Origin of the sequence: Streptacidiphilus anmyonensis (genome assembly GCF_000787855.1) — a bacterium.
Taxonomy (GTDB): Bacteria; Actinomycetota; Actinomycetes; order Streptomycetales; family Streptomycetaceae; genus Streptacidiphilus; species Streptacidiphilus anmyonensis.
This window is the reverse complement of the sequence record NZ_BBPQ01000030.1, coordinates 1-20,688: the sequence shown is the minus strand read 5'-3', so window position 1 is coordinate 20,688 and position 20,688 is coordinate 1. Positions and strand designations below refer to the sequence as shown.

General features: G+C 70.3%; 17 protein-coding genes. 7 read left to right on the top strand and 10 right to left on the bottom strand.

The genetic code is table 11. The features are described from left to right. Positions 1-21: 21 nt before the first annotated feature. Complete coding sequence (locus TR50_RS23750) at positions 22-1,074, bottom strand: iron-containing redox enzyme family protein (RefSeq protein WP_052441272.1); 1,053 nt, start codon at positions 1,072-1,074, stop codon at positions 22-24. A gap of 110 nt (positions 1,075-1,184) precedes the next feature. Continuing rightward, entirely contained in the window at positions 1,185-2,885 is a 1,701-nt protein-coding gene (locus tag TR50_RS23745; RefSeq protein ID WP_052441271.1) for a 2-isopropylmalate synthase, read from the bottom strand. Between the two features lie 196 nt (positions 2,886-3,081). On the opposite strand from TR50_RS23745, the gene TR50_RS23740 reads away from it, so the two are divergent. From TR50_RS23740 to leuD, 4 genes are read left to right on the top strand one after another with little or no spacing between them, the layout of a single operon-like run. Continuing rightward, the gene (locus tag TR50_RS23740) at positions 3,082-3,771 is read left to right on the top strand and encodes a class I SAM-dependent methyltransferase (protein WP_042425398.1); all 690 of its coding nucleotides are present in this window, start codon (positions 3,082-3,084) and stop codon (positions 3,769-3,771) included. Continuing rightward, positions 3,768-5,252, top strand: coding sequence for a class I adenylate-forming enzyme family protein (locus tag TR50_RS49080; protein WP_042425395.1), 1,485 nt, complete (start codon positions 3,768-3,770; stop codon positions 5,250-5,252). Before TR50_RS23740 ends, TR50_RS49080 begins: the two co-directional genes overlap by 4 nt. Positions 5,253-5,290: 38 nt before the next feature. Beyond that, positions 5,291-6,682, top strand: coding sequence for a 3-isopropylmalate dehydratase large subunit (gene leuC / locus TR50_RS23730; RefSeq protein ID WP_042425520.1), 1,392 nt, complete (start codon positions 5,291-5,293; stop codon positions 6,680-6,682). A 12-nt stretch (positions 6,683-6,694) separates the two neighbouring features. Next, the gene (gene leuD / locus TR50_RS23725) at positions 6,695-7,291 is read left to right on the top strand and encodes a 3-isopropylmalate dehydratase small subunit (RefSeq protein ID WP_042425392.1); all 597 of its coding nucleotides are present in this window, start codon (positions 6,695-6,697) and stop codon (positions 7,289-7,291) included. Between the two features lie 64 nt (positions 7,292-7,355). On the opposite strand, the gene TR50_RS23720 is transcribed toward leuD, so the two are convergent. Further along, positions 7,356-8,525, bottom strand: a complete 1,170-nt coding sequence (locus tag TR50_RS23720) for an AMP-binding protein (protein WP_052441270.1) — start codon at positions 8,523-8,525, stop codon at positions 7,356-7,358. A 181-nt stretch (positions 8,526-8,706) separates the two neighbouring features. On the opposite strand from TR50_RS23720, the gene TR50_RS23710 reads away from it, so the two are divergent. Next, positions 8,707-9,975 carry an ATP-grasp domain-containing protein gene (locus TR50_RS23710; RefSeq protein ID WP_084700859.1) on the top strand — a complete coding sequence of 423 codons (1,269 nt, stop codon included), beginning with the start codon at positions 8,707-8,709 and terminating at the stop codon, positions 9,973-9,975. A 141-nt stretch (positions 9,976-10,116) separates the two neighbouring features. Here the strand turns inward: TR50_RS23710 and TR50_RS23705 are convergent, their stop codons facing one another. From TR50_RS23705 to TR50_RS47815, 4 genes are all read right to left on the bottom strand, one after another. Beyond that, entirely contained in the window at positions 10,117-11,541 is a 1,425-nt protein-coding gene (locus tag TR50_RS23705) for an MFS transporter (protein WP_052441269.1), read from the bottom strand. Further along, complete coding sequence (locus tag TR50_RS42885; protein ID WP_084700857.1) at positions 11,538-12,347, bottom strand: alpha/beta fold hydrolase; 810 nt, start codon at positions 12,345-12,347, stop codon at positions 11,538-11,540. Before TR50_RS42885 ends, TR50_RS23705 begins: the two co-directional genes overlap by 4 nt. 725 nt (positions 12,348-13,072) lie before the next feature. Beyond that, positions 13,073-14,869, bottom strand: coding sequence for an alkaline phosphatase family protein (locus TR50_RS23695; protein ID WP_052441267.1), 1,797 nt, complete (start codon positions 14,867-14,869; stop codon positions 13,073-13,075). A gap of 388 nt (positions 14,870-15,257) precedes the next feature. Continuing rightward, positions 15,258-15,659, bottom strand: a complete 402-nt coding sequence (locus tag TR50_RS47815; RefSeq protein ID WP_084700855.1) for a peptidoglycan-binding domain-containing protein — start codon at positions 15,657-15,659, stop codon at positions 15,258-15,260. Between the two features lie 696 nt (positions 15,660-16,355). On the opposite strand from TR50_RS47815, the gene TR50_RS23685 reads away from it, so the two are divergent. Next, positions 16,356-17,111, top strand: coding sequence for an RICIN domain-containing protein (locus TR50_RS23685; protein ID WP_152648584.1), 756 nt, complete (start codon positions 16,356-16,358; stop codon positions 17,109-17,111). On the opposite strand, the gene istB is transcribed toward TR50_RS23685, so the two are convergent. Both istB and istA read right to left on the bottom strand, forming a co-directional pair. After that, positions 17,054-17,857 (bottom strand): IS21-like element helper ATPase IstB, encoded by an 804-nt coding sequence (gene istB / locus TR50_RS23680; protein ID WP_042425373.1) that lies wholly within the window; start codon positions 17,855-17,857, stop codon positions 17,054-17,056. The genes TR50_RS23685 and istB overlap by 58 nt on opposite strands. After that, positions 17,854-19,113: an IS21 family transposase gene (istA, locus tag TR50_RS23675; RefSeq protein ID WP_042425507.1), complete on the bottom strand. Its 1,260-nt coding sequence runs from the start codon at positions 19,111-19,113 to the stop codon at positions 17,854-17,856. The genes istB and istA overlap by 4 nt, the downstream gene beginning before the upstream one ends. A gap of 51 nt (positions 19,114-19,164) precedes the next feature. Here istA and TR50_RS23670 point away from each other — a divergent pair, with 51 nt between their 5' ends. Further along, positions 19,165-19,521: an RICIN domain-containing protein gene (locus TR50_RS23670; protein WP_042425370.1), complete on the top strand. Its 357-nt coding sequence runs from the start codon at positions 19,165-19,167 to the stop codon at positions 19,519-19,521. Between the two features lie 248 nt (positions 19,522-19,769). Here the strand turns inward: TR50_RS23670 and TR50_RS23665 are convergent. Beyond that, on the bottom strand, positions 19,770-20,688 hold a 919-nt coding region (locus tag TR50_RS23665; RefSeq protein WP_042425368.1), incomplete at its 5' end, for a LuxR C-terminal-related transcriptional regulator.

The following is a 20,688-nucleotide window of genomic DNA, read 5'->3' as shown; positions in this document are numbered from 1 at the left end:
TCGGGGAGGCGGGGTGAGGGGTCAGGCGGGCACGGGCTGCTTGAGGCATGCCTCGAGAACCTGGTCGAGGTAGCGCGCCGAGGTGTTGAGCCGCACGAGGGTGCCGAGCGCCACCTCGCGTCCGGCGGCCGGATCGCGCTCGACGACCGGTCCGATGACGTTCTTGTACCAGCCGGCCGCATGCTGGGCGTCGACGCCGATGTGGATGTCGTGGTAGATCTTGCCCTCCGGCGGCAGCCTGAGGCGGTCCCACGCGGTGACCAACTGCCGGAAACGCCGCGGGGCCAGGAACTCGGTGACGCCGTAGTAGCCGATCGCGCGCAGGTAGTGCCTGCGGCTGAGTGCGAGGCCGGCGGAGATGTTGCCGCACTCCTTGGAGTGGGGCAGCAGATTCGTCTCGACGTAGTCCTGGTCGACGCCGACCGAGGCGAGGCACTGGGAGAAGAGCGTCGTGTGGACGTCCGCGAACTCGCCGTTGCCCATCTCGTCCCAGTAGTTGGACGCGATCTCCATCTTCTCGGCACCGGTGGCGCCGAGCTGCATGACGGCGAGGATGTCGTCGAACCGCGGGTCCAGGGAGGTCTCCTGGGCGAGCAGGAGGCGTATGTCCTCCACGGTCGCCGAGTTGGCCAGGTGCTCGCAGTACAGCGGGTGGGCGCTCGCCGGGTGGTCCTGGATCACCGCCTTCAGCCAGCGCACGTACTCCTTCTCGCCGGTGGGGTAGCCGCTCAGCGACTCCTCCGGCACCTGGCGGAACTCGTGGTCCAGCATGGCGTTCTCGAGGATGCTGGTGACGTCCCGCAGGACCGGCTGGAGGTCCTGGTCGGGCCTGCGCGCCGCGGACTGGCTGAACTCGTGGGCGTAGACGACCACGAGAACCTCGTGCAGGTGTGCGCGCGCCGCGGCGTCGCGGCCGTGGAAGGCCAGGTCCGCAAGCCGCCGACACTCCCGGGCCAGTTCGGCGCGGTAGGTGTAGTCGTCGACGAGCTCCTGCCATTTCTCGAAGGTCACCGAGGTGAGCGCCGCCGTGAAGCCGGCCAGGAGCGGAAAGTCGTTCTGATGCGGATCAGGCATGTCGGGATTCCTATCGGTGGCTGTTTTCCGGCCCGCCGAAACGCCGAATAACCCTTCGGCTGCGATTGGTGTCAGCGTATCCAGGGACGGCGCACGGGGTCCAAGTCCGGTTACTTATCGTGGCCATAAAGAGAATTGATGATGCCGACCGCGGCCGCGAGTTCCGCCGCGGTCGTGTCCTCGCCGGTGCCGACGGCCCAGATGCCGCCGCCGTGCAGGTAGGCGATCACCCGGCCGTCGGGCAGTTCGTGTGCCGTGGCCGAGGTGACGGTGAGTTCCAGGCCGACCTGGCCGACTGCGTCGGCGAATGCGGGCAGCGGCGCTCCCCCGGTCATGGGTAGGTCCTTGTCGATGCCGTCGAGGCTGACCGTCACCGAGGACGGCGTGCGGTCGAGCAGCCGCAGCCGGCCGGGGGCGGGCGTGTACGCGGCGTCGAACAGCTCGCGCAGTTGCCGCGGGCTCAGCTCGCCGCCCTCGCGGTCCGTGACCTGCTGGACCAGGACGGCGAAGTCCGCGCGGAGCTGCAGAGGCAGGCACAGGCCGTAGGAGTCGTTGAGCACGAACGCCACCCCGCCCTTTCCGGACTGCGAGTTGACCCGGACGACCGGTTCGTACGCCCGGCCGACGTCGCCGGGGTCGATCGGCAGGTAGGGGACCTGCCAGTGTTCCTCGCGCAGGTCGTGGCCGACGCTGTGGGCCTCGTCGGCGAGCGCCGAGATCCCCTTGCTGATGGCGTCCTGGTGGCCGCCGGAGAAGGCGGTGAAGACCAGTTCACCGCCCCAGGGGTGGCGTTCGTGCACCGGCAGGGCCGTGCACTCCTCCACGACCCGGCGGACCTCACCCAGGTCGGAGAAGTCGATCTCGGGGTCGACGCCGCGGCTGAAGAGGTTCATCCCCAGCGTGACCAGGCAGACGTTGCCGGTGCGCTCGCCGTTGCCGAACAGGCAGCCCTCGATGCGGTCGGCGCCTGCGGCCAGGCCCAGTTCGGCGGCGGCGACGGCGGTGCCGCGGTCGTTGTGCGGGTGCAGCGAGAGGATGACCGAGTCGCGCCGCTCCAGGTTGCGGCTCATCCACTCGATCGAGTCGGCGTAGATGTTCGGCGTGGCCATCTCCACCGTGGCCGGCAGGCAGATCGTGGCCGGACGCTCCGGGGTGGGCTGCCAGACGTCGAGCACGGCGTTGCAGACCTCGGCCGCGAAGCCCGGTTCGGTGCCGGTGAACGACTCGGGCGAGTACTGGAAGCGCACGTCGGCCCCGGTCAGCGACTCGGCCGCCGCGGCGAGACGGCGGGCCGACGCGACGGCGAGCTCGCGTATCTGTGCCTGTTCCTGACGGAAGACCACCCGGCGCTGCAGCTCGGAGGTCGGGTTGTAGATGTGCAGGGTCACCTTGCGCGCCCCGGCGACGGCCTCGACCGTGCGGTCGATGAGCTCCGGGCGGCACGGCGAGAGCACCTGGATGCGGACGTCGTGCGGGACGGCGTCGCGCTCGATGATCTCCCGAACGAACGTGAGGTCCGCCGCGCTGGCCGCAGGGAAGCCGACCTCGATCTCCTTGTAGCCCATCCGCACCAGCAGTTGGAAGAAGCGGTGCTTTCGCTCCGGGTCCATCGGCACGGCGAGGGCCTGGTTGCCGTCCCGCAGATCGACCGAGCACCACAGCGGGGCGCGGGTGATCGTCCGGTCGGGCCAGGTCCGGTCCGGCAGCAGAACCGGTTCGACCTCCTCGGCGTACGAGCGGTAGCGATGCGCCGGCATGGGGCTCCGGCGCTGCTCATTCCAGACCGGGCGGGCCGCGAATTCGTTCGTCATGGGGACTCCTCGCGCATAAATTGCGAACCACGCTAACCAGCGAGGCAGCGGCCGACCAGGAAACTGCGCAGAAGCGAAGCTGATAAAAGGAATTACTCTTGCGCAATAGGGCAACGGGCGTTGACACCAGTTCTTGCACGCCGGAAGACTCGCTCCGGTTCCGCATCGGCGGACCGAGGACGAACGGAGAGAAGACGTGGTGCAGGCATTTGAGATCAAGGGGAACGACCTCTGGGACCCGACGACGTTCGACGCGCTGCGCCGCCAGCTGATTCCGTCGTTCGACCTGATTTACGAGGCCGCGGTGCGGGCCGTCGCGGCGACGGCGCCGGCCAATCCCACGGTGCTCGACCTGGGCGCCGGCACCGGTCTGCTGAGCGCGGCGATCCTGCGTGAACTCCCCGAGGCGACCGTGACGCTCGTCGACCGCTCGGAACTGATGCTCGCCCAGGCCCGCAGCCGCTTCGCCAGCCAGGACGGGGTCACGGTGCAGACCGGAGACCTCACCGACCCGCTGCCGGAAGGGCAGTTCGACGCGGTCGTCTCCGGCCTCGCGATCCACCACCTGAGCCACGCGGACAAGCGCCACCTGTTCCGGCGCATCCGCGAGGCGCTGCGCCCCGGCGGCGTCTTCGTCAACGTCGAGCAGGTGCAGGGCCCGCTGCCGCACCTGGAGTCCCTCTACGACAGCCAGCACGAACTGCACGTGGCCCGTGAGCAGGCGCCGGCCCACGAGTGGGCGGCCGGACGCGAGCGGATGAAGTTCGACAACTGCATCGACCTGGAGACCCAGTTGCAGTGGCTGCGTGACGTCGGGTTCCGCAGCGTCGACTGCCTCGCCAAGGACTTCCGCTTCGCCACCTACGCCGGCTGGGTCTCCGCGTGACAGCGCTCTACGACGCGGTCGCGGCGATCGCGCGGCGCCGGCCGGACGCGATCGCGGTCGAGACCACGGCCGGCCGGCTCACCACGTACGCCGAACTGCTCGCGCAGGCCGACCGGATCGCGGTCGGCCTGCGGGCCCGGGGCGTCACCGAGGGCCGTGTGGTCGTCTGCTCGGGCCTGGCCAACGACGCGTCCTACGTGGCGTTCCTGCTCGGCATCTGCGCGGTCGGCGCCGCATACGTCCCGTTGCTCGACGACTTCGACGCCGACGCCGTGGCCCGTGCCCTGCGGATGACGGAGCCGGCGCTCTGGGTCGGGCCGGACAACCACCACCGCCCCGGCGTCAGTCTGCCTCGCGTGGAGCTCGCCGAACTGCAGACCCCCGCCGACGCGACCGTCGCCCGCGGCACGGCGCCGAAGGGACGGGCGACCGCACCGGGGACCTTCCGGATGCTGTGGACCTCCGGCTCGACGAAGGCGCCCAAGCTCGTGACCTGGCGTCAGGAACCGTTCGTCCGCGAGCGCCGACGCTGGATCGCCCACATCGAGGCGACCGAGCGGGACGCGTTCTTCTGCCGGCACACCCTCGACGTGGCGCACGCGACCGACCTGCACGCGTTCGCGGCGCTGCTCGCCGGCGCCCGCCTGGTCCTCGCCGACCCGCGCGCGGAGCCGGCGACGCTGCTGTCGCAACTGGCCGCGACCGGCGCCACGTTCACCAGCATGCTGCCCAACCACTACGTGGACCTGGTCGCCGCCGCCCGACGGGCGCCCGGCGCCGATCTCTCCCGCCTGCGCCGCCCGATGTGCGGTGGCGCCTACGCGAGTCCGGCCCTCGTCGCCACCGCCGCCGACGTGCTCGGCATCCGCATCCGCCACGTCTACGGCTCGACCGAGTTCGGCCTGGCCCTGGGGAACATGGCGGACGAGGTGCAGACCGGCGGCGGAATGCGCGAGGTCGCGGGCGTCCGCTCCCGGCTGGAGGCGCTCGCCGGGTACGACCGGGACGACCTCGGCCATCTGGTGCTCACGTCCGACTGCACCAGCAACGGCTACCTGGACGACGACGAGGCCAACGCGCACACGTTCCGCGGTGCCGACTTCTGGACCGGAGACGTCGCCCAGCGCCTGGACGACGGCAGTCTCCGCCTGCTGGGACGGGTCACCGACCTCGTGCTGGCCACCGACGGTCCGCTGGCCGTTCCCCAGCTCGACGACCTCATCGCGGAGCGATGCCCGGTCGCCGAGTCCGTCAGCCTCGCCGTCGACCCGGAGACTCTGAGCAACCGCGTGCTCGTGGTGCTGCGCCCGGCGGAGGGAACCGCCGCGGACGACGCCGTCGCAGCCGTCGACGAGCTCCTCACCGCCCGAGGGCTGACCAGCGCGGTCCTGGCGTTCGACCGGATCCCGCGCACCGTCGTCGGCAAGGCCGACCGCGCGCTGATCCGGCGCCGCTACCTCCCGGCCACGACTTCCTCCTGACGCCCCGGCGTCGGCGACATGCTCCGAAAGGGCGAGTCTTGACCCCCAAGACCCTGGTAGACAAGATCTGGGACCTGCACGTCGTGGAACCCGGAGCGTCCGACCTCCTCTACATCGACCTGCACCTGCTGCACGAGGTCAGTTCGCCCCAGGCGTTCGCCGGGCTGCGCGAGGCCGGCCGCACGGTACGGCGTCCCTCCCACTCGGTCGCCACGACCGACCACGACGTCCCGACCGACGGGCGGGAGCTGCCGGCGGACGCGAGCGCCGCACAGCAGTTGCGGGTGCTCGCCGACAACTGCCGTGACAACGACATCGAGCTGCACCAGGTGGGAAGCCCGGGGCAGGGCATCGTGCACGTGATCGGCCCGCAGATGGGACTCACCCGGCCCGGTACGACCATCGTGTGCGGAGACAGTCACACCGCCACCCACGGCGCGTTCGGCGCCATCGCGTTCGGCATCGGCACCAGCGAGATCGAACATGTTCTCGCGACGCAGACCCTGCGGGCCCGCCGTCCGCTGTCCATGGCCGTCACGGTCACCGGCGAGCTCGGGCCGGGCGTCACGGCCAAGGACCTCGCGCTCGGCATCCTCGCCGCCGGAGGCACCGACGCGGGCACGGGGACGGTCATCGAGTTCCGCGGCCCGGCCGTCCGCGCGCTGTCCATGGAAGGGCGGATGACGCTCTGCAACATGGCCGTCGAGATGGGGGCGCGCAGTGGTCTGGTCGCCCCCGACGAGACCACGTTCGCCTACCTGGAGGGCCGCCCCCGCGCCCCGCGCGGCGATCTGTGGGACGAGGCCGTCGCCGCGTGGCGGACCCTGCGCAGTGACGCGGACGCGGTCTTCGACCGCGAACTGGTCGTCGACGCGGGTGCCGTCGTGCAGCGGGTGACCTGGGGCACCAACCCCGGGCAGAGCGTGCCGGTCGACGGCGTGGTCCCCGACCCGGCCGGCATCGCGCATCCCGGCGAGCGGGCCGCCGCTGAGCGCGCCCTTGCCTACATGGACCTGCGACCCGGCACCGCCATGCGCGACATCGGCGTCGACGTGGTCTTCATCGGGTCCTGCACCAACAGCCGGATCGAGGATCTGCGCGCCGCGGCCGAGGTGCTGCGCGGGCGCCGCGTGGCCGACGGCGTGCGCGGCCTGGTCGTCCCCGGCTCGATGCTCGTGCGCCAGTTGGCCGAACAGGAGGGCCTGGACCGGGTCTTCACCGCGGCCGGTTTCGAGTGGCGCATGCCGGGCTGCTCGATGTGCGTCGGCATCAACGGTGACACGGTCGGGCCGGGGCAGCGTTGTGCTTCGACCTCCAACCGCAACTTCGAAGGCCGGCAGGGCCCAGGGGCGAGGACGCACCTGGTGTCTCCCGCCACGGCCGCCGCCACCGCCGTCGCCGGGCGTTTCGTCACGCCGGCCGACCTGTAGGGAGCAAGCCGTATGGAACCGCTCGTCCACGTCACCGGCCGTGGGGTGCCCCTGGACCGGCCCAACGTCGACACCGACCAGATCATCCCCGCCGCGTGGCTGAAGAAGACCACCCGCACCGGTTACGCCGACGGCCTCTTCGAGCAGTGGCGCCAGGACCCGGACTTCGTCCTCAACCGGCCGGAACGCGCCGGGGCGACGGTTCTGGTCAGCGGCCCGAACTTCGGCTGCGGTTCGTCGCGCGAACACGCGCCGTGGGCGCTGCACGAGTGGGGCTTCCGGGCGGTGATCGCGCCGGGGTTCGCGGACATCTTCCGCAACAACATGCCGAACGCCGGGCTGGTCCCCGTCCTGTGCGAGCCGGCGGTGGTCGCCGCCGTGATGGCCGCCGTCACGGCCGACGCCGCCGCCGAGATCAGGATCGACGTGGCCGGGCTGACGGTCACCTGCGAGGCCGCGGGGGTGCGGGCGGCGCCGTTCCGACTCGACGACGAGGCCCGTGACAGGCTCGTCTCCGGGCTGACCCAGCTGGAGATGACGTTGCGCTCCGCGGACCGGATCGCGGCGTACGAGGCGGTCCGCGCCCCCTGGCTGGACGTCACCGCGTGAGGCATTGAGAACCAGTGGACCCAGCAGGTCATGCGACCTGCTGGGTCCACTGGTTCTCCGGGAGTCAGGATTCGCTTCCCGTCGCGTCCTGCCACACCGCGCCCGGCGTCTTGTTGGTCCTGGCGATGCGGCGCAGACGGTCGACCCGGCGGGCGGAGATCGCCTCGGGGTGCTGGCTGCCGGTGGTGCCGAGCCGCACATGGCCCCCCGTCAGCCAGGTCCGGACGGCCTCCGGGGTGGCCGCCCCGGTGTACTCGACGGTCATCGAACGCGCCGCGTCGGCCGTGTCGGGGTCGCGGACGAGCACGAGCTGGGCGTCCACCACCTCCGGGCACTGCCGGGCGCGGTCGACGATGTCCGCGGTGTTGACGTAGTTGCCGAGGAGGCTGAACCCGTCGTCGGCGCGCCCCAGGACCCTGAACGCGTCGCCGCGTCCGCAGCGGCACTCGGCCGCCTCGACGCGGTCGCCGAGGCGGTAGCGGACGACGGGCACGGTCCACCCCTCGCCGACCCGGGTCAGCAGGGTGCCGGCGTCCTCCAACTCGAAGATCTCGTCGGCGAGCAGATGGAGTGTCGTCTCGTCGCACTCCGGCCGGTTGGACCCCATCGCCCAGGTCTCGACCGAGCCGTAGATGCCCCACAGCCGCACGTCGGGAAATGCCTGCCGGACGAGCTCGCGCTTGGACTCGGTCCATGCCTCGCCCATCCAGATGATCTTCTTGATCGGCGGCTTCACTCCGGTCTTCAGCACGATCTCGGCGAAGTCGGCGAGACCGGACGGAACGCTGGCCAGCACGCTGACGCCGACGTCACGGAGCATCGGAAGCCGCAGTTCGAGCTCCTCGGCCGTCATGGGCCCCGAGGGGATGACCGTGGACTCGGTGCGCTCGGCGAGCTTCTGGACGAAGTAGTGGGTGCCCCACATACGGCCCGCGTCGTAGAGGTTGAGCACGACGTCACCGACGCCCAGCGGTCGCCAGACCGGCAGGAGCCGGTCGAAGGCCATGTGGTGGGGCAGGTAGGTCAGCTTCGGGGTGCCCGTGGTGCCGCCGCTGGAGACGAGCACGCTCCCGTCGCGTTCGGCCGCCGCCCTGGTCATGGCCGTGATCTCGGCGGGACCGGAGACCTCCAGGTCGGCGAGCTCCTTCGCCCCGTCGGGGACCGCCTTCCCCCCGGACGAGGCGATCGTCCGTGCGTGGGCGAGCAGGATCTCCCGGTCGATGGTTCCGATCATGATGCTCCTGGCAGATCGATGAATTCAATTCGAATAGTTCGGGCGCCGCATGGCACGCGGCCGAAAAAATCCTATGCAGCCCGCCGTGGAGTGGTCCAATAATGATCTTTGATCGGCCGATAACAATTCCTGAGAGGGCCCGGCATTGTCTGCACGGCGGGCGTCCGAAGAAAATGGCGGAATGAATACTAAGACCGTCGTGCTCGTCGGAGTCCCGTGGAGCGTCCACGAGCTGAACAACGCGATCCGTGACGCAGCCGCGCTCGGCGTCTCGCTCCTGGTCGTCGACACGCCCGAGTCGCTCGCGCAGATCGGCGGCCTCACCGCCGTGCAGACCCGTGCGGTCGAGGCGCTCGACCCGAAGCTCATCGCCGACTCGGTGCGCGACATCGAGCCGGCGACCGTGCTCGCCATCACCGAGTTCTCCATGGAGCTGGCCGCGGCCGTGCGCGAGCAGCTCGGCATTCCCGGCACGCCGTCCGTCGTCGAGGCCCGCGTCCTGGACAAGTCGGAGACCCGCGAAGTGCTGCGCGACCACGGGCTCACCAAGGTCGGCTTTCACCGGACTTCGCTCCTCTCCCCCGAGGAGGACCTGCTCGGCGGCCTCGAGCCGCCGGTGGTGGTCAAGCCGCGCGCGTTCAGCGGCAGCCACGGGGTGCAGTTCGTCGCCGACCGTTCCGAGCTGGCACGCGTCTTCGAGCCGTACAACCTGGCCGAGACCGATCGCGACGAGCGTGACGGTCGGGTGGCCCACCTGAGCGGGGACCGCCGTACGCACGAGGTCATCGTCGAGGAGTACGTGCCGGGCACCGAGATCAGCGCCGAGGGGCTGGTCGTCGACGGGCGGCTCACGCTGTTCACCCTGACCGACAAGTTCAACACCGGCACGCCGCACTTCGAAGAGGTCGGCCAGATGGTGCCCAGCATGCACACCCAGGAGCGGTGGGCACAGGTCGAGGAGTACCTCCAGGCCGTCGTGTCGGCGCTGGGGTTCGTCACCTCGCCGATGCACGCCGAGATCAAACTGCTCGACGACCGGGTCGAGCTCGTCGAGATCCACACCCGCTACGCCGGCGGCCGGATGATCGAGCTGCTCGAATCGGCCTACGAGCTGCGTCCCTACGAGGCCTACTTCGACGCGATGCTGAGCGGCCGTACCCCGAGCCGTCCCCGGCCGACCGGGCAGCACTACGGCGTCGGCTTCTTCACCGGCCGGACCGACGCTCCGCTCGCATGGCCGTCCTACGACTTCCCGCACCCCGGGGCCGTCGTCTCGATCGACCTCGACCGCCGCCGGGCCCCGAAGGTCTTCGAGTACGAGGGCCTGCGGATCCGCTGGTGGTTCGCGGGCCACGCCCTGTTCGCGGCCGAGGACCACGCCACCGTCCACGAGAACATCAGCTTCCTCCAGCACCACACTCCCGGACAGAGCGGTTCCGGCGGCGAGTAGCACGGCCGAGGACCGGACTACCGGAGGAGTGCCGCCCCGACCGGGGACGGGAGGACCTGCCGAGCGGTCCTGTCCGCCGAACCGGGAAGCCGCACTCCTCCGGCCGAACCCCTCCGGTCGCACTCACCCGGCCGGTCCCCGTCAGTCCGACGGTACCGGCTGCGACTGCGCGGCCGACTCGGTCTCCTGCGCCGCCTCGCCCGGTCCTGGTGACAGCGCGAGGCAGGCGGCGGCGCCGACCGCCAGCGCCGCCACCGGCAGGACCGCGGCCGCGCGCAGGGCCGGACCGGTGCCGCCGACCACCGAGTGCAGACCCTGAGTCAGCGCCACGACGCCCGCGGTGAAGACCATCGCCCCCGCCTGCCGCACGGTCTCCAGGATCCCGGAAGCCGCACCCGTCAGCTCGGCCGGCACCTCGCTCATGGCGACCGTCGTCCTCGGCGCGATCGAGCAGCCGTTGCCGATGCCGATGACCGCCATCGGGGCCAGGAAGGCCGTCCAGTGGACCGAGCCCGTCATCAGCAGCGCGGTCCACACGATGCCGGCGGCCTGGACGACCATACCGGTCAGCAGGATGTGCCGGCCCTCGATCCGGTCCGCCAGCCGCCCCGCGTAGAAGGCCACCAGCATGGACGTCGCCGACGCCGGCGCCAGGATCACCCCCGCCCGGAAGGGGCTCAGGCCGAGGACCGACTGGGAGTACAGCACGGCCACCACCGTGATGGCGAAGGTCGCGCCGGTGATCGCCGCAGCGATCCCGAGCATCACGGTGTAGCTGCGGATCCGCAGGAGGGCGAAGGGCACCAGGGGGTCGCGGTCCTGACGCCGTCGCTGGCGCGCGGCGAATCCCACGCCGAGGAGCGCGGCCGCCAGCAGCAGGGCCCAGACGACGGGGCCCCAGTGCTGATCGGCGCCGTTGGTCACGGTGTAGGCGAAGCAGGCGAGGGCCACCGAGGCGAGCCCGACGCCGATCAGATCCAAGGAGTGCTGCCGACCCGTCCGCAGGTCCGGAATGATCGTCAGGCCCGCCACCACGACCAGCACGCCGATCGGCAGGTTGATCAGGAAGATCCAGCGCCAGCCGGCCGCGTCGATCAGCAGACCGCCGAGTGACGGGCCGAGCACCGAGGCCACTCCGCCGATCGCGCCCCACACTCCGAGCGCCGTGCCGCGCCGCTCGCGCGGGAACGAGGCCACGATCAAGGTCAGGCTCTGCGGCATGAGCAGCGCCGCGCCGACGCCCTGCAGCACGCGGGCGCCGACGAGGACGCCGGTGACCGTCGCGAGCCCGCACAACAGGCTCGCGACGGTGAAGAGCAGGACGCCCACGACGAACATCCGCCGCGGGCCGTACCGGTCGCCCAAGCGCCCCGCAGTGATCAACAGGACGGTGACGGTGATGATGTAGCCGTTCAGCGCCCACAGCACCTGGGGCAGCGCGGCGTGCAGGGAGCCCATCATGCCGGGGATCGCGATGGTGACCATCGTCGAGTCCAGCAAGGTCATGAAGTAGCCCAGGGACAGCACGACCAGCGTCGCCCAGGGGTTGCCGCGCAGCCGGCTCACGCGCCCGCCGTCCGGTCGACGAAGTCGCGCAGTGTCTGGACGAACCGGTCCGGCTCCTCGAGGAAGGGCGCGTGGCCGCTGTGCGGGAACATCTCCAACCGGGCGTCAGGCAGGGCGGTCAGCAGCCACTTGCCCACCTCCGTGGGAAATATCCGGCTCTTCGCGCCGTGCACCAGCAGGGTCGGCAGCGCCAGCCCTCCGATCCGCTCGCGCCAGTCCTGGCCGAGCACTCCGCTCCACAGGGCCAGCAGCGCCAGCCGCGACGTCCGCAGCGACTCGGCCAACAGCGGCTGCAGCACGGCGGGATCGGGCTCGCTGCCGGACGCGAAGCAGTTCTCCATCAAGGCCGTCAGGTAGGCGTCCGGGTCGGTCCACTGCTGCCGGGTCGCCTGCAGGGCGCCGACCGCGTCCAGACCGCCGAACGCGGCGTGCTCCCAACCCTCCTCGCGCAGCAGGGACGGCGACATCTCCACCGAGACCAGCCGGGAGACCCGCTCCGTCCCATGCCGTTCGAGGTAGTTGTAGGTGACCGTCGCGCCGAGCGACCACCCGACCAACGTGACGTCGCGCAGGTCGAGCCGCTCCACGAGCTGCGCCAGATCGTCGGCGGCGTCCTCGATCGTCCACCCGAGCGGGGGCTCCGGGCTCGCCCCGTGCCCACGCAGGTCCACGGTGACGACGTCGTACTCCGTCCCGAGCGCGGCCACCACCGGCGCGAAACACCGCGCGGTCATTCCCAGGCCCGGAACGAACAGGACGGTGGGCCCGGCACCGGGGCGCCGGTCATGATGAATCATTTCGAGCATGGTGAGAGCTCCATTCGGTCCCCGGGTGCAATGACCAAAATATACGGCCGCCCTGCGAAATCACGCCCCGGGACGTGATCAAACCTCTTTATGCGCGGCCGTCGCTATGCGCGGCCGTCGCCGACTCGAATCCACCGGCGCGATTCCCGAGTGTTCATTTCGCGCGACCGGACCTGGCAGGCCGCAACGCTCGGCCAGGCGGACCAGCGGGACGAGCCCGGCATCCGCGAACAGGCTCTGCTCGTCGAACACGGCGGAGACGGCCGCCGGACCGTGAGAGGACTGCACGTAGGAGACGTCTTGCTGATCGCGCGTGTTGGAGCGTGCCGATCAGCGAATTCTATGAACGCGATTCGGTCCCAGCGGTCCTGGCGCCGGGAGGCGATGCGGCACTCCTGCGCGTTCTGAGACCCCCGTCCCAGCCTCGGGGTTGGGCATTGCCGGCACTCAGGAAGGACTCCGCCGAGTCGGTCGTGCCGGCGTATGTCCAGGCGCTCGACCTGGTGCGCTTCCCGTTGTCGAGGGGCTCCCCCTTGAATCCGGGCAGGCGGATGCCTGGGGCCCTCGACGACTCGGCGGTCCCGGACGTCCCTCCGGCCACGCAGTGACCTGCGCCTTCGCTCCGATCAGCCGCCTGGGACGGACGCGAGGAGGCCGGGGCGAATGGGCCCCGGCCTCCCGCTTGGGTGCTGCCGGTCAATCAGCTGGCGAGGAGAGGCAGCGGGTCACTGGTCCCAGCGGCGTGCGGCGAGGCCGGGAAGGACCTTCGTGTGCTCGACCTTGACGGCTGTCAGCTCGCGCGGGTTGAGCCCCAGAACGGACAGGATCGTGGGGGCGACCTGGGTGGTCTCGACCGAGGCGGACTCGACCTGAGCCGGGATGCCCGGGCCGTCGACAAGCATCAGGACGTGCCGGTCGCCGGTGTTCATGCCACCGTGCTCGGCCAGCTTGGTCGGCTTCGAGTAGACGATGCCCTGCTGGACCTCGCCGAAGACGTCCGGGTAGTGGCCGTTGTTCACCGGGACGCCGAAGAAGTGCGCGGCGGCTGCGCCGGCCCAGATCTGCGCCAGGCCCGAGTGCGCGACGGTGACCGGCTTCTTGTTGACGTCATAGCCCTGCGCGGTGTGGTCCCACAGGTAGCGCTTGACGAAGTCGCAGGCGGCCTGCGAGTTGTCCGACAGGTAGGACTGCCACAGGTCGTCGTCGGTTCCGGCCACGATGAGGCTCTGGTTGCCCGGATGCGTCTTCGCCCAGGCGGCGTTGATCGCGCTGATGATCGGACCGTCCTGGACGGTGACGAGCTTGTTGGGGTCCTGCGGGGACTGACCGTGCTTGGCCGTCACGATGATCGTCGTCGAGCCCGCGAGGCCGTCCTTGTGGATGGCGCGGACCATGCGGCCGAGCTGGGCGTTGACATAGTCCAGCGCGCTGGACAGCACCGGCCCGGGGACCAGCTTGCCGTGCACCCACTGGTAGCCGCCCGCTTCCGGAGCGCTGGTGGTGTAGTTGCCGTGGGCGTCCGGTCCGATGAGCGTCGTCGGGGTCGAGCGGATCTTCTGCGCGACCGAGACGGTCTGGAAGTTCATGCCGAAGATCGCCGGGGTGCCGACCTTGGTCTTGCCCGAGTGGTCGCGGCCGCCGATCTCGTTGAGGACGGCCTGGACCTTGTAACCGTCGTACTGCTTGGTGGCGGCGTCGATGTGCGCCCAGTCGTCGTCCTGCGGGTACGGGACGCCGTTCGGCATGACAGCCTGTGAGTCGATCTCCGGCGAGAAGAGGTCGTCGATGCTCTGACCGTTGGAGCCGGGACCGTTGAAGGACGCGTAGACCTCGTGCTTGTCGGACCACGCGGTGCGCAGGCCGGCGTTGTGGATGACCTGGAAGATCGTGTTGTCGCCGAGGTAGTCCCACGGGGTGATCGGCTTGCAGGTCTTGGGGTCGACCGGGAACGTCTTCGGGTTGAGCGACGTCTTCGGGTCGAACTTCAGGTTCATGATCGCGGCAGGGTTGGTGTCGACGCCCTGGGGGTAGACCGAGCCGTTCTCGTCGAACGACGGGAAGGTGCCGTTCGCGGGGTTGATGAAGTCCTTGACGTTCGCCAGTGCGTCGTCCGGCGAGTCGTAGATGACGTCACCACCGGTAGCCGGCCGGCCAGGCGTGCAGGTGGCCCCGGGCTCGTCCGTCTTGTGGCTGTACTCGACATCGTAGTAGACGCCGGTGGACCTGGGGTTACCGCCGGTCATCAGCGCGGTGCCGCCCGGGTCGGAGTCCGACGGGTTGGACGTCTCCGCATTGGTGTACTCGCTGCCGGTGTGCGTCAGTCTGGCGAGCGTTGAGCCCGGGTGGTTGGCGATGTACCAGTCGAGATCACTCTGGTGCATGCCGTCGACCGAGATGAGCAGGACGTGCTTGCTGGTGGACGCGTCTCCCTCGGCGCTGGCGTTCACGACCGGAAGCCCGCACAGCGCGGCTGCGGTCGCCGTGGCCAGTCCGACCAAGGCCGGACGGGTGTACCTGGGCATCATGCTCTCCCTACAAGTCGAGCCAATGAAGTCGCACATTGCTGTGCGCGCGTATGCTTCACCGCCCAGACGGGCACACGAGAAAGACTGAGTGTCCATCAAGCAACCGTCAGGCCACGTCCGGATACTGCGGGACCGCACGAGCCTTCGCCGGGACCCGCAGACACACCTTGCCCGGCGTCCCACGCCAGTGCGGAGGCTTCCGCGGGCATCGGTCGGCGGTGTCTGCGAACGCGGGCCCCGAGGTCAGGTCGTGACCTCGGGGCCCGTCTGTCACTGACCCTGGTCCGTCACAGGCTGAATAGCACCCATCCGGCATTCCTGCGCGGCCACAGCGTGTGGCCGACCGAGACAACCGGGGCGCAGGGGCCACTCACGGGGAGGTCGGTCAGTTCTGGGCCATCAGGCAATACCAGGTGCGAGGGCCCACGACGCCGTCCACCGGGCCGCAGTAGCCCCGGACCAGGTTGGCCTGCTGGAAGTTGCGGACCGCCGCGTTGGTCTGCGGGCCGAAGCTGCCGTCCTCCGGGATGCCCAGCAACGCCTGGAGGAACTCGACGCAGTCGGCGGTCCCGTAGGGGTTGCCCTCCTGCAACTGCTCAGTCGGCACCGGAATGGTCATACCGTTCACGGTCCAGTCGTGGCTGCCGTGAGCCAGGCAGATCGGGTTCCAGTATCCCGGGCTCTCGTTTCCAGACGCCTGGGCCATGGGAGCCCCGGCGGCCACCAGGGCCGCCGTCGCGACCAGTACTCCGGCACTGGCCCGAAGCCGACGCATCGTGTTCTTCAAGAGAATTCCCCCTCCTGGGGCTGGACAACAGGCAACACGTTCGGAGGTTGTTGAACAGGCCGATCCAAGGTCCTGGGAGAGGGCCTGCCAGCGGGCCGCAGGGCTGTCCGCACCTCCGAGGAAGATCTTGCGGCAGGTCGCAGCGAAGCTGCCAGGAGTGCCGGGCAAGCTAGGGAATCTCGGGACGACATATGCCTTGACCTGCTGGTTTCCCACGCGACCTGAAAGAACAGCGGGACGGAGGACCGCAGGCTGGGCAGCTTCGACCGGTCTGGGACGAGGGGGAGGGTGCCGGCCGGACGGACCGTCAACCGAACCGCCGAGCCGGCAGATGGACACGGGATACCCAGGCCCAGGGGGCTCGTGCCACGGCGACCGGCCTTCGCACTCCAACTGACGGAGGTCGGCGGGCCTGTGTCGTTGCCGCGGGCGGGGTCCCGACGAGCGCAGGTTCGGGTGCAGCTTCGGGTGCAGGCAGCGCTGTGTGGTGGTCAGCGAGCCGCCGGTTCCTGCCGCTTTCTGCCGGCCGGCGGGCCTGACCTGGGCTGTCGGGCAACACGGGCACGGCCGTACGTGGCTTCTATCGTCGAGAACGCAGCAAGCCAGCAAGCGGGGCGGGCAGGGCTGGGGGGTCCGGTTCGCCGGCACTACAGGGTCCTGGTTTTCGCCCCGCGTCAGACAAGGGAGCGTCTTGAAGTGAAGCGATCTTGGTCTCAGTGGCACGTCGTCGTGGGGGTGGGCGTCGCCGCGGCGGCCCTCGGCGCGATGCCCGCCGCGTCGGCCACCACCCACGGTGCGCACGTGACGCACGCCACGGCCGCCCTCAACCTGACCGGCTACCACACCGTGAGCATCGACGGTATGGCCCTGTCCAACGGCGGCAAGAACGGCGACGCCGCCCCGCTCGACATCGAGCCCGTCGACAACGGCAGCGCGCAGAGCTGGGAGTTCGTGCCGCTGGCCAACGGCTACTACAACCTGCAGAACGCCACGTCGCACCTGTGTGCCGAGATCCGCGCCGGCAGCCTCGCCGCCGGGGCCGTGGTGGACCAGTGGACGTGCGTCCCCGGCAGTACGAACGAGGAATGGAACGTCGTTCAGCAGGTGGACGGTTCGTTCACCATCTCCCCGGTCTCCAGCTGGCTGGCGCTCACCGCGTCCTCGAGCGACAGCCTCAGCGCGACCACGCAGCAGCAGTACACAGGCTCCTCTCTGCAGGAGTGGACGGTCAGCGGGGTGGGGCCCGCCTACAGTGGCAACCACGTGCTGACCACCGCGGGCATGGCTCTCGACGACCCCGACGCCAGCACCGGCACGGGCGTTCAGCTCATCACTGTCAATGCTTCCGCAGAATTGAACACGCAGTGCTCCCGCAGATTTGACCCCCTGGTGGTTCAGTCGCGGTGGCCGCGGTCCTTGGCGAGGAGTTCGCGTCGCTGGCGGGTGCGGTAGGAGTCGCCGGTGAGGGTGAGGACCTCGGCGTGGTGGACCAGGCGGTCGATCATCGCGGCGGCGACCACGTCGTCGGAGAAGGTCTCTCCCCAGCGCCCGAAGGGCAGGTTCGAGGTCACCATCACGGAGCCCTGCTCGTAGCGCGACGCGATGAGCTGGAAGAACAGGTTGGCGGCATCCTGGTCGAACGGGATGTAGCCCACCTCGTCGATAATGATCAACTTGTAGCGGCGGATCTTCTTCAGCTCGGCTTCCAGGCGGCCGGCCTGGTGAGCCTCGGCGAGGCGGGTGATCCAGTTGCTGGCGGTGTCGAACAGGACCGAGTAGCCGGCGTGGGCAGCCTTGACGCCGAGCCCGATGGCCAGGTGCGTCTTCCCGATCCCGGGCGGGCCGAGCAGGATCACGTTCTCCGCCTTCGCGACGAAGGTGCCCGTGGCCAGGTGCGCCAGGATGTCGCGCCGCAGCGAGGGCAGGTGGTCGAGGTTGAAGTCCTCCAGCGTCTTGACCTGCGGGAAGTGGGCGGTGCGGATCCGCATCATGGTGCCCTTGGACTCCCGGTCCGCGACCTGACGCTGCAACAGCGCGGCCAAGTACTCCTCGTGGGACCAGTTCTCGTCGCGGGCTTGGGCGGCCAGCTCCTCCCAGAACGCGCCGATCGTCGGGGTCTTCAGGACCCTGGTCAGGTAGGCCAGCATGGACGGCAAGCCGTCCTTCGGCGCCGTGGTCGCCGCAGTGGCGGTGGTCATTCGTTGCTCGCTTTCGTGCTTGCGGGGTCGAAGTCGACGCCGAACAGCGCGTCGTAGTCGGGCAGGGCCCGTAGTGCGACGGCATGCCCGTCGCTGTGGTGCCGGCTGGCCGCCTGGCGCCGCTCGCGGTCATCCGCCAGGGCCTGGCGCATCCGCTGCGCGGTGGCCGCGTGGGCCGAGTCGGTGACCACCTGCTGCTTGGCCCAGGACCGCTCGTGCTGGGCGACCACCTGGCCCTCGCAGAACACCGTCACCGTGCCCAGGGAGGCGGTGACGTCGACGAACCGGCCGATGACCTGCGGGTCGACCGAGTAGTCGACGGTGTCGACGCGGACGTAGTAATCCCGACCGAGCCTCACCCGCTGACTCAGCCCGATCGGCGGTTCGACCGGCGGCAGCGGGACCATCGCCTGGTAGTCGGCCTCCAGCAGGTCGACCGGGCGGCCCTGGATCGAGCGGACCGTGCGGGAGTTGGCCCTGACCAGCCACTGGTGCAGCTGCTGGTTGAAGTCCTGCGGGGAGGCGAATAGGCGGCCGGGCAGGAACGAGGTCTCCAGGTAGCCGTTGCTCCGCTCGACCATGCCCTTGAACTCGGGGTCGCGGGGCGGCGCGAGCTGGATCCTGGTGGCCAGCGTGCCGGCGAACGCCGCCGCCGGAGCGGTGAGCCTCCCGCTGCCGCCGATCGCCGCCTCCCGGTCCCAGACCAGCGTCTTCGGGACCCGGCCGATGCCCTCGATCAGCTGCCACATGCCCGACAGGATGTCGCCGGCCTGCCGGGACGGGATCATCACCGCGGCCATGAACCGCGAGAACCCGAGCGTCATCACCAGCACCGGAAGCACCCGCTCCTGACCGCCGCCGACCTGCACCTTCGTCTCCGGGAACCACAAGTCGCACTGCGCGACCTGCCCGGGTTCGTAGGTCACCCGGTCGACCGGGTCGATCCCGACGTACTCCGGCCGGATCAGCGCCAGCCGCTTGCGCAGCGGCGCCGACGAGTACGGCCAGCCGATCCGTTCCGCGACCACTGGGGCCGGCATCGTCGGCCATTCCTGGAGCAGGGCCCGCATCTGCGGCTCGAAGGCATCCGCGACCTGGCCCCGCGGGGCCCGCTGGAACACCGGCGGCCGGTCCGAGTTCAACGCGGCCCGCACCGTGTTCCGGGCCACCCCCAGCCGCCGCGCGATCTCCTTGATGGGCACGCCCTCCGCACGGTGCAGGCGGCGTATCTCGGCCCAGTCCTCCACTTTCAGCACCCTCCAGATGATCAGGGGGGTCAATTCTGCGGGATCACCTGGGGGTTAGTTTTGCCGAAGCAACGACACATCACCTACGAACCCAACGGCGGCAGCAACCAGAGCTGGACGCTCTCGCCCGTGCCGAACGGCAACGGCTCGTACTTCCTCGTCAACAGCTCGTCGAACCTGTGCGCCGAGGACAACGGCGGCTCCTACGCCGCGGGCGCCGTGGTGGACCAGTGGACGTGCGTCGACAACAGCACCAATGAGCAGTGGAACATCACGCCGTTGCCCAGCGGCGGCTCCGTCATCACCAACGTGCGCAGCGGGCTGCTGCTCACCACCGCTTCGAAGAACAACCTCTCTCCGCTCACGCAGCAGCCGAACATCAACTCGGAGCTGCAGCACTGGACGGTCGAGGGGTAGACCTGACCGACGCCGTCCACGGTGCCCGGCTCGAGCTCTCGAGGCGGGCACCGCCCGGCCGATTCGGCGCTCGGACTGCCTCCCCGGCCTGCCACGGGCGGCCGTCGCGCAGGCGTCACTCGCCGGTGAGGGCGGCGTCCTCGGGCCTGCCGAGCGGCAGGCGTGCGTGTGCGCCTGGTGTGTGCGCGCCTGGTGCGGGTGGGCCAGGAGCGTGGGCGTGCCGGTGCGCCGTGGCCGTCGTCCCGCGGTCACGGCTGGCTCCCAGGTGTGATGCCTTGGGCGCGGTCGGCCAGGTCGGCCAGGTCGGCTCGGTCGGTTGCGCCCAGGGTGCGGGCCATCCGGCCGGTCAGTACGGTCACGTCCTGCGGGGTGAGCAGCAGGGCCTGGGCGATCTGCCGGTCGTTGTGGCCCGCAGCGATCAGGTCCAGCATGCGGTGCTCGGTCATCGACAGGGCGGGGGTGGGCGGTGGTGCCGGGCGGGGGTGTACGCCCAGTTCGGTCAACGCGCGGCGCGCCCGGCCGGCCAGCAGGGCGCTGTTGCACGCGTGGGCGAGGTCCAGTGCCCGGGCGAGGCTGTGCCGGGCGGGATCGGCCTCGCCGGTGCGTGCCAGGGCGATCCCCAGTTCGTACCGGGCGCGGGCCAGTTCGAGTCGGGCCGGGGAGTGCTTCAGCGCGGTGACGGCTTCGCGCAGGAGGGCGGTTCCTTCGGCCCCGCCGGTCACGACGCCCAGGCAGCGCGACGCCACCCCGATCGACCGCGCGGTGCCCCAGCGGTGCGCCAGCTCCAACTCCTCAGCGGCCAGTCGCAGGGCGTCCTTGCGCTGACCCAGCGCATGGTGCGCGAGGGCCGCGTGCGAGCGCCACGGTGCCAGGGCGAGATTGGTGACCCCGGCCCACCGCTCCTGCGCGCCGTACTCCAGCAGGACCGCGAGCGCGGCGGCCGGACGGCCGCGCTCGGCGTGCAAGCGGCTGCGGACCAGGAGCATCGGGCCCTGCCACGCCCAGCCGACCCGGTCGTGGCCGGCGTCCGGGGCCAGCGCCCGCGCCGCTGCGGCCAGGTCGCCGCGCTCGACCATCGACTCGCCCACCTGGGTCGTCATCGCCGTCCGGACCCGCAGCTCCAGGTCCTGGTCGGCCGTCCCCGGGTGCCCGAAGTCCGGCGTGAGT

What these genes read in the sequence shown, in the direction of transcription:
- leuD (WP_042425392.1), top strand. Translation starts at nt 6,695, where the DNA reads ATGGAACCGCTCGTCCACGTCACCGGCCGTGGGGTGCCCCTGGACCGG.
- TR50_RS42885 (WP_084700857.1), bottom strand. Translation starts at nt 12,347, where the DNA reads ATGCTCGAAATGATTCATCATGACCGGCGCCCCGGTGCCGGGCCCACC.
- TR50_RS23750 (WP_052441272.1), bottom strand. Translation starts at nt 1,074, where the DNA reads ATGCCTGATCCGCATCAGAACGACTTTCCGCTCCTGGCCGGCTTCACG.
- TR50_RS23720 (WP_052441270.1), bottom strand. Translation starts at nt 8,525, where the DNA reads ATGATCGGAACCATCGACCGGGAGATCCTGCTCGCCCACGCACGGACG.
- TR50_RS23710 (WP_084700859.1), top strand. Translation starts at nt 8,707, where the DNA reads ATGAATACTAAGACCGTCGTGCTCGTCGGAGTCCCGTGGAGCGTCCAC.
- TR50_RS23745 (WP_052441271.1), bottom strand. Translation starts at nt 2,885, where the DNA reads ATGACGAACGAATTCGCGGCCCGCCCGGTCTGGAATGAGCAGCGCCGG.
- istB (WP_042425373.1), bottom strand. Translation starts at nt 17,857, where the DNA reads ATGACCACCGCCACTGCGGCGACCACGGCGCCGAAGGACGGCTTGCCG.
- TR50_RS23695 (WP_052441267.1), bottom strand. Translation starts at nt 14,869, where the DNA reads ATGCCCAGGTACACCCGTCCGGCCTTGGTCGGACTGGCCACGGCGACC.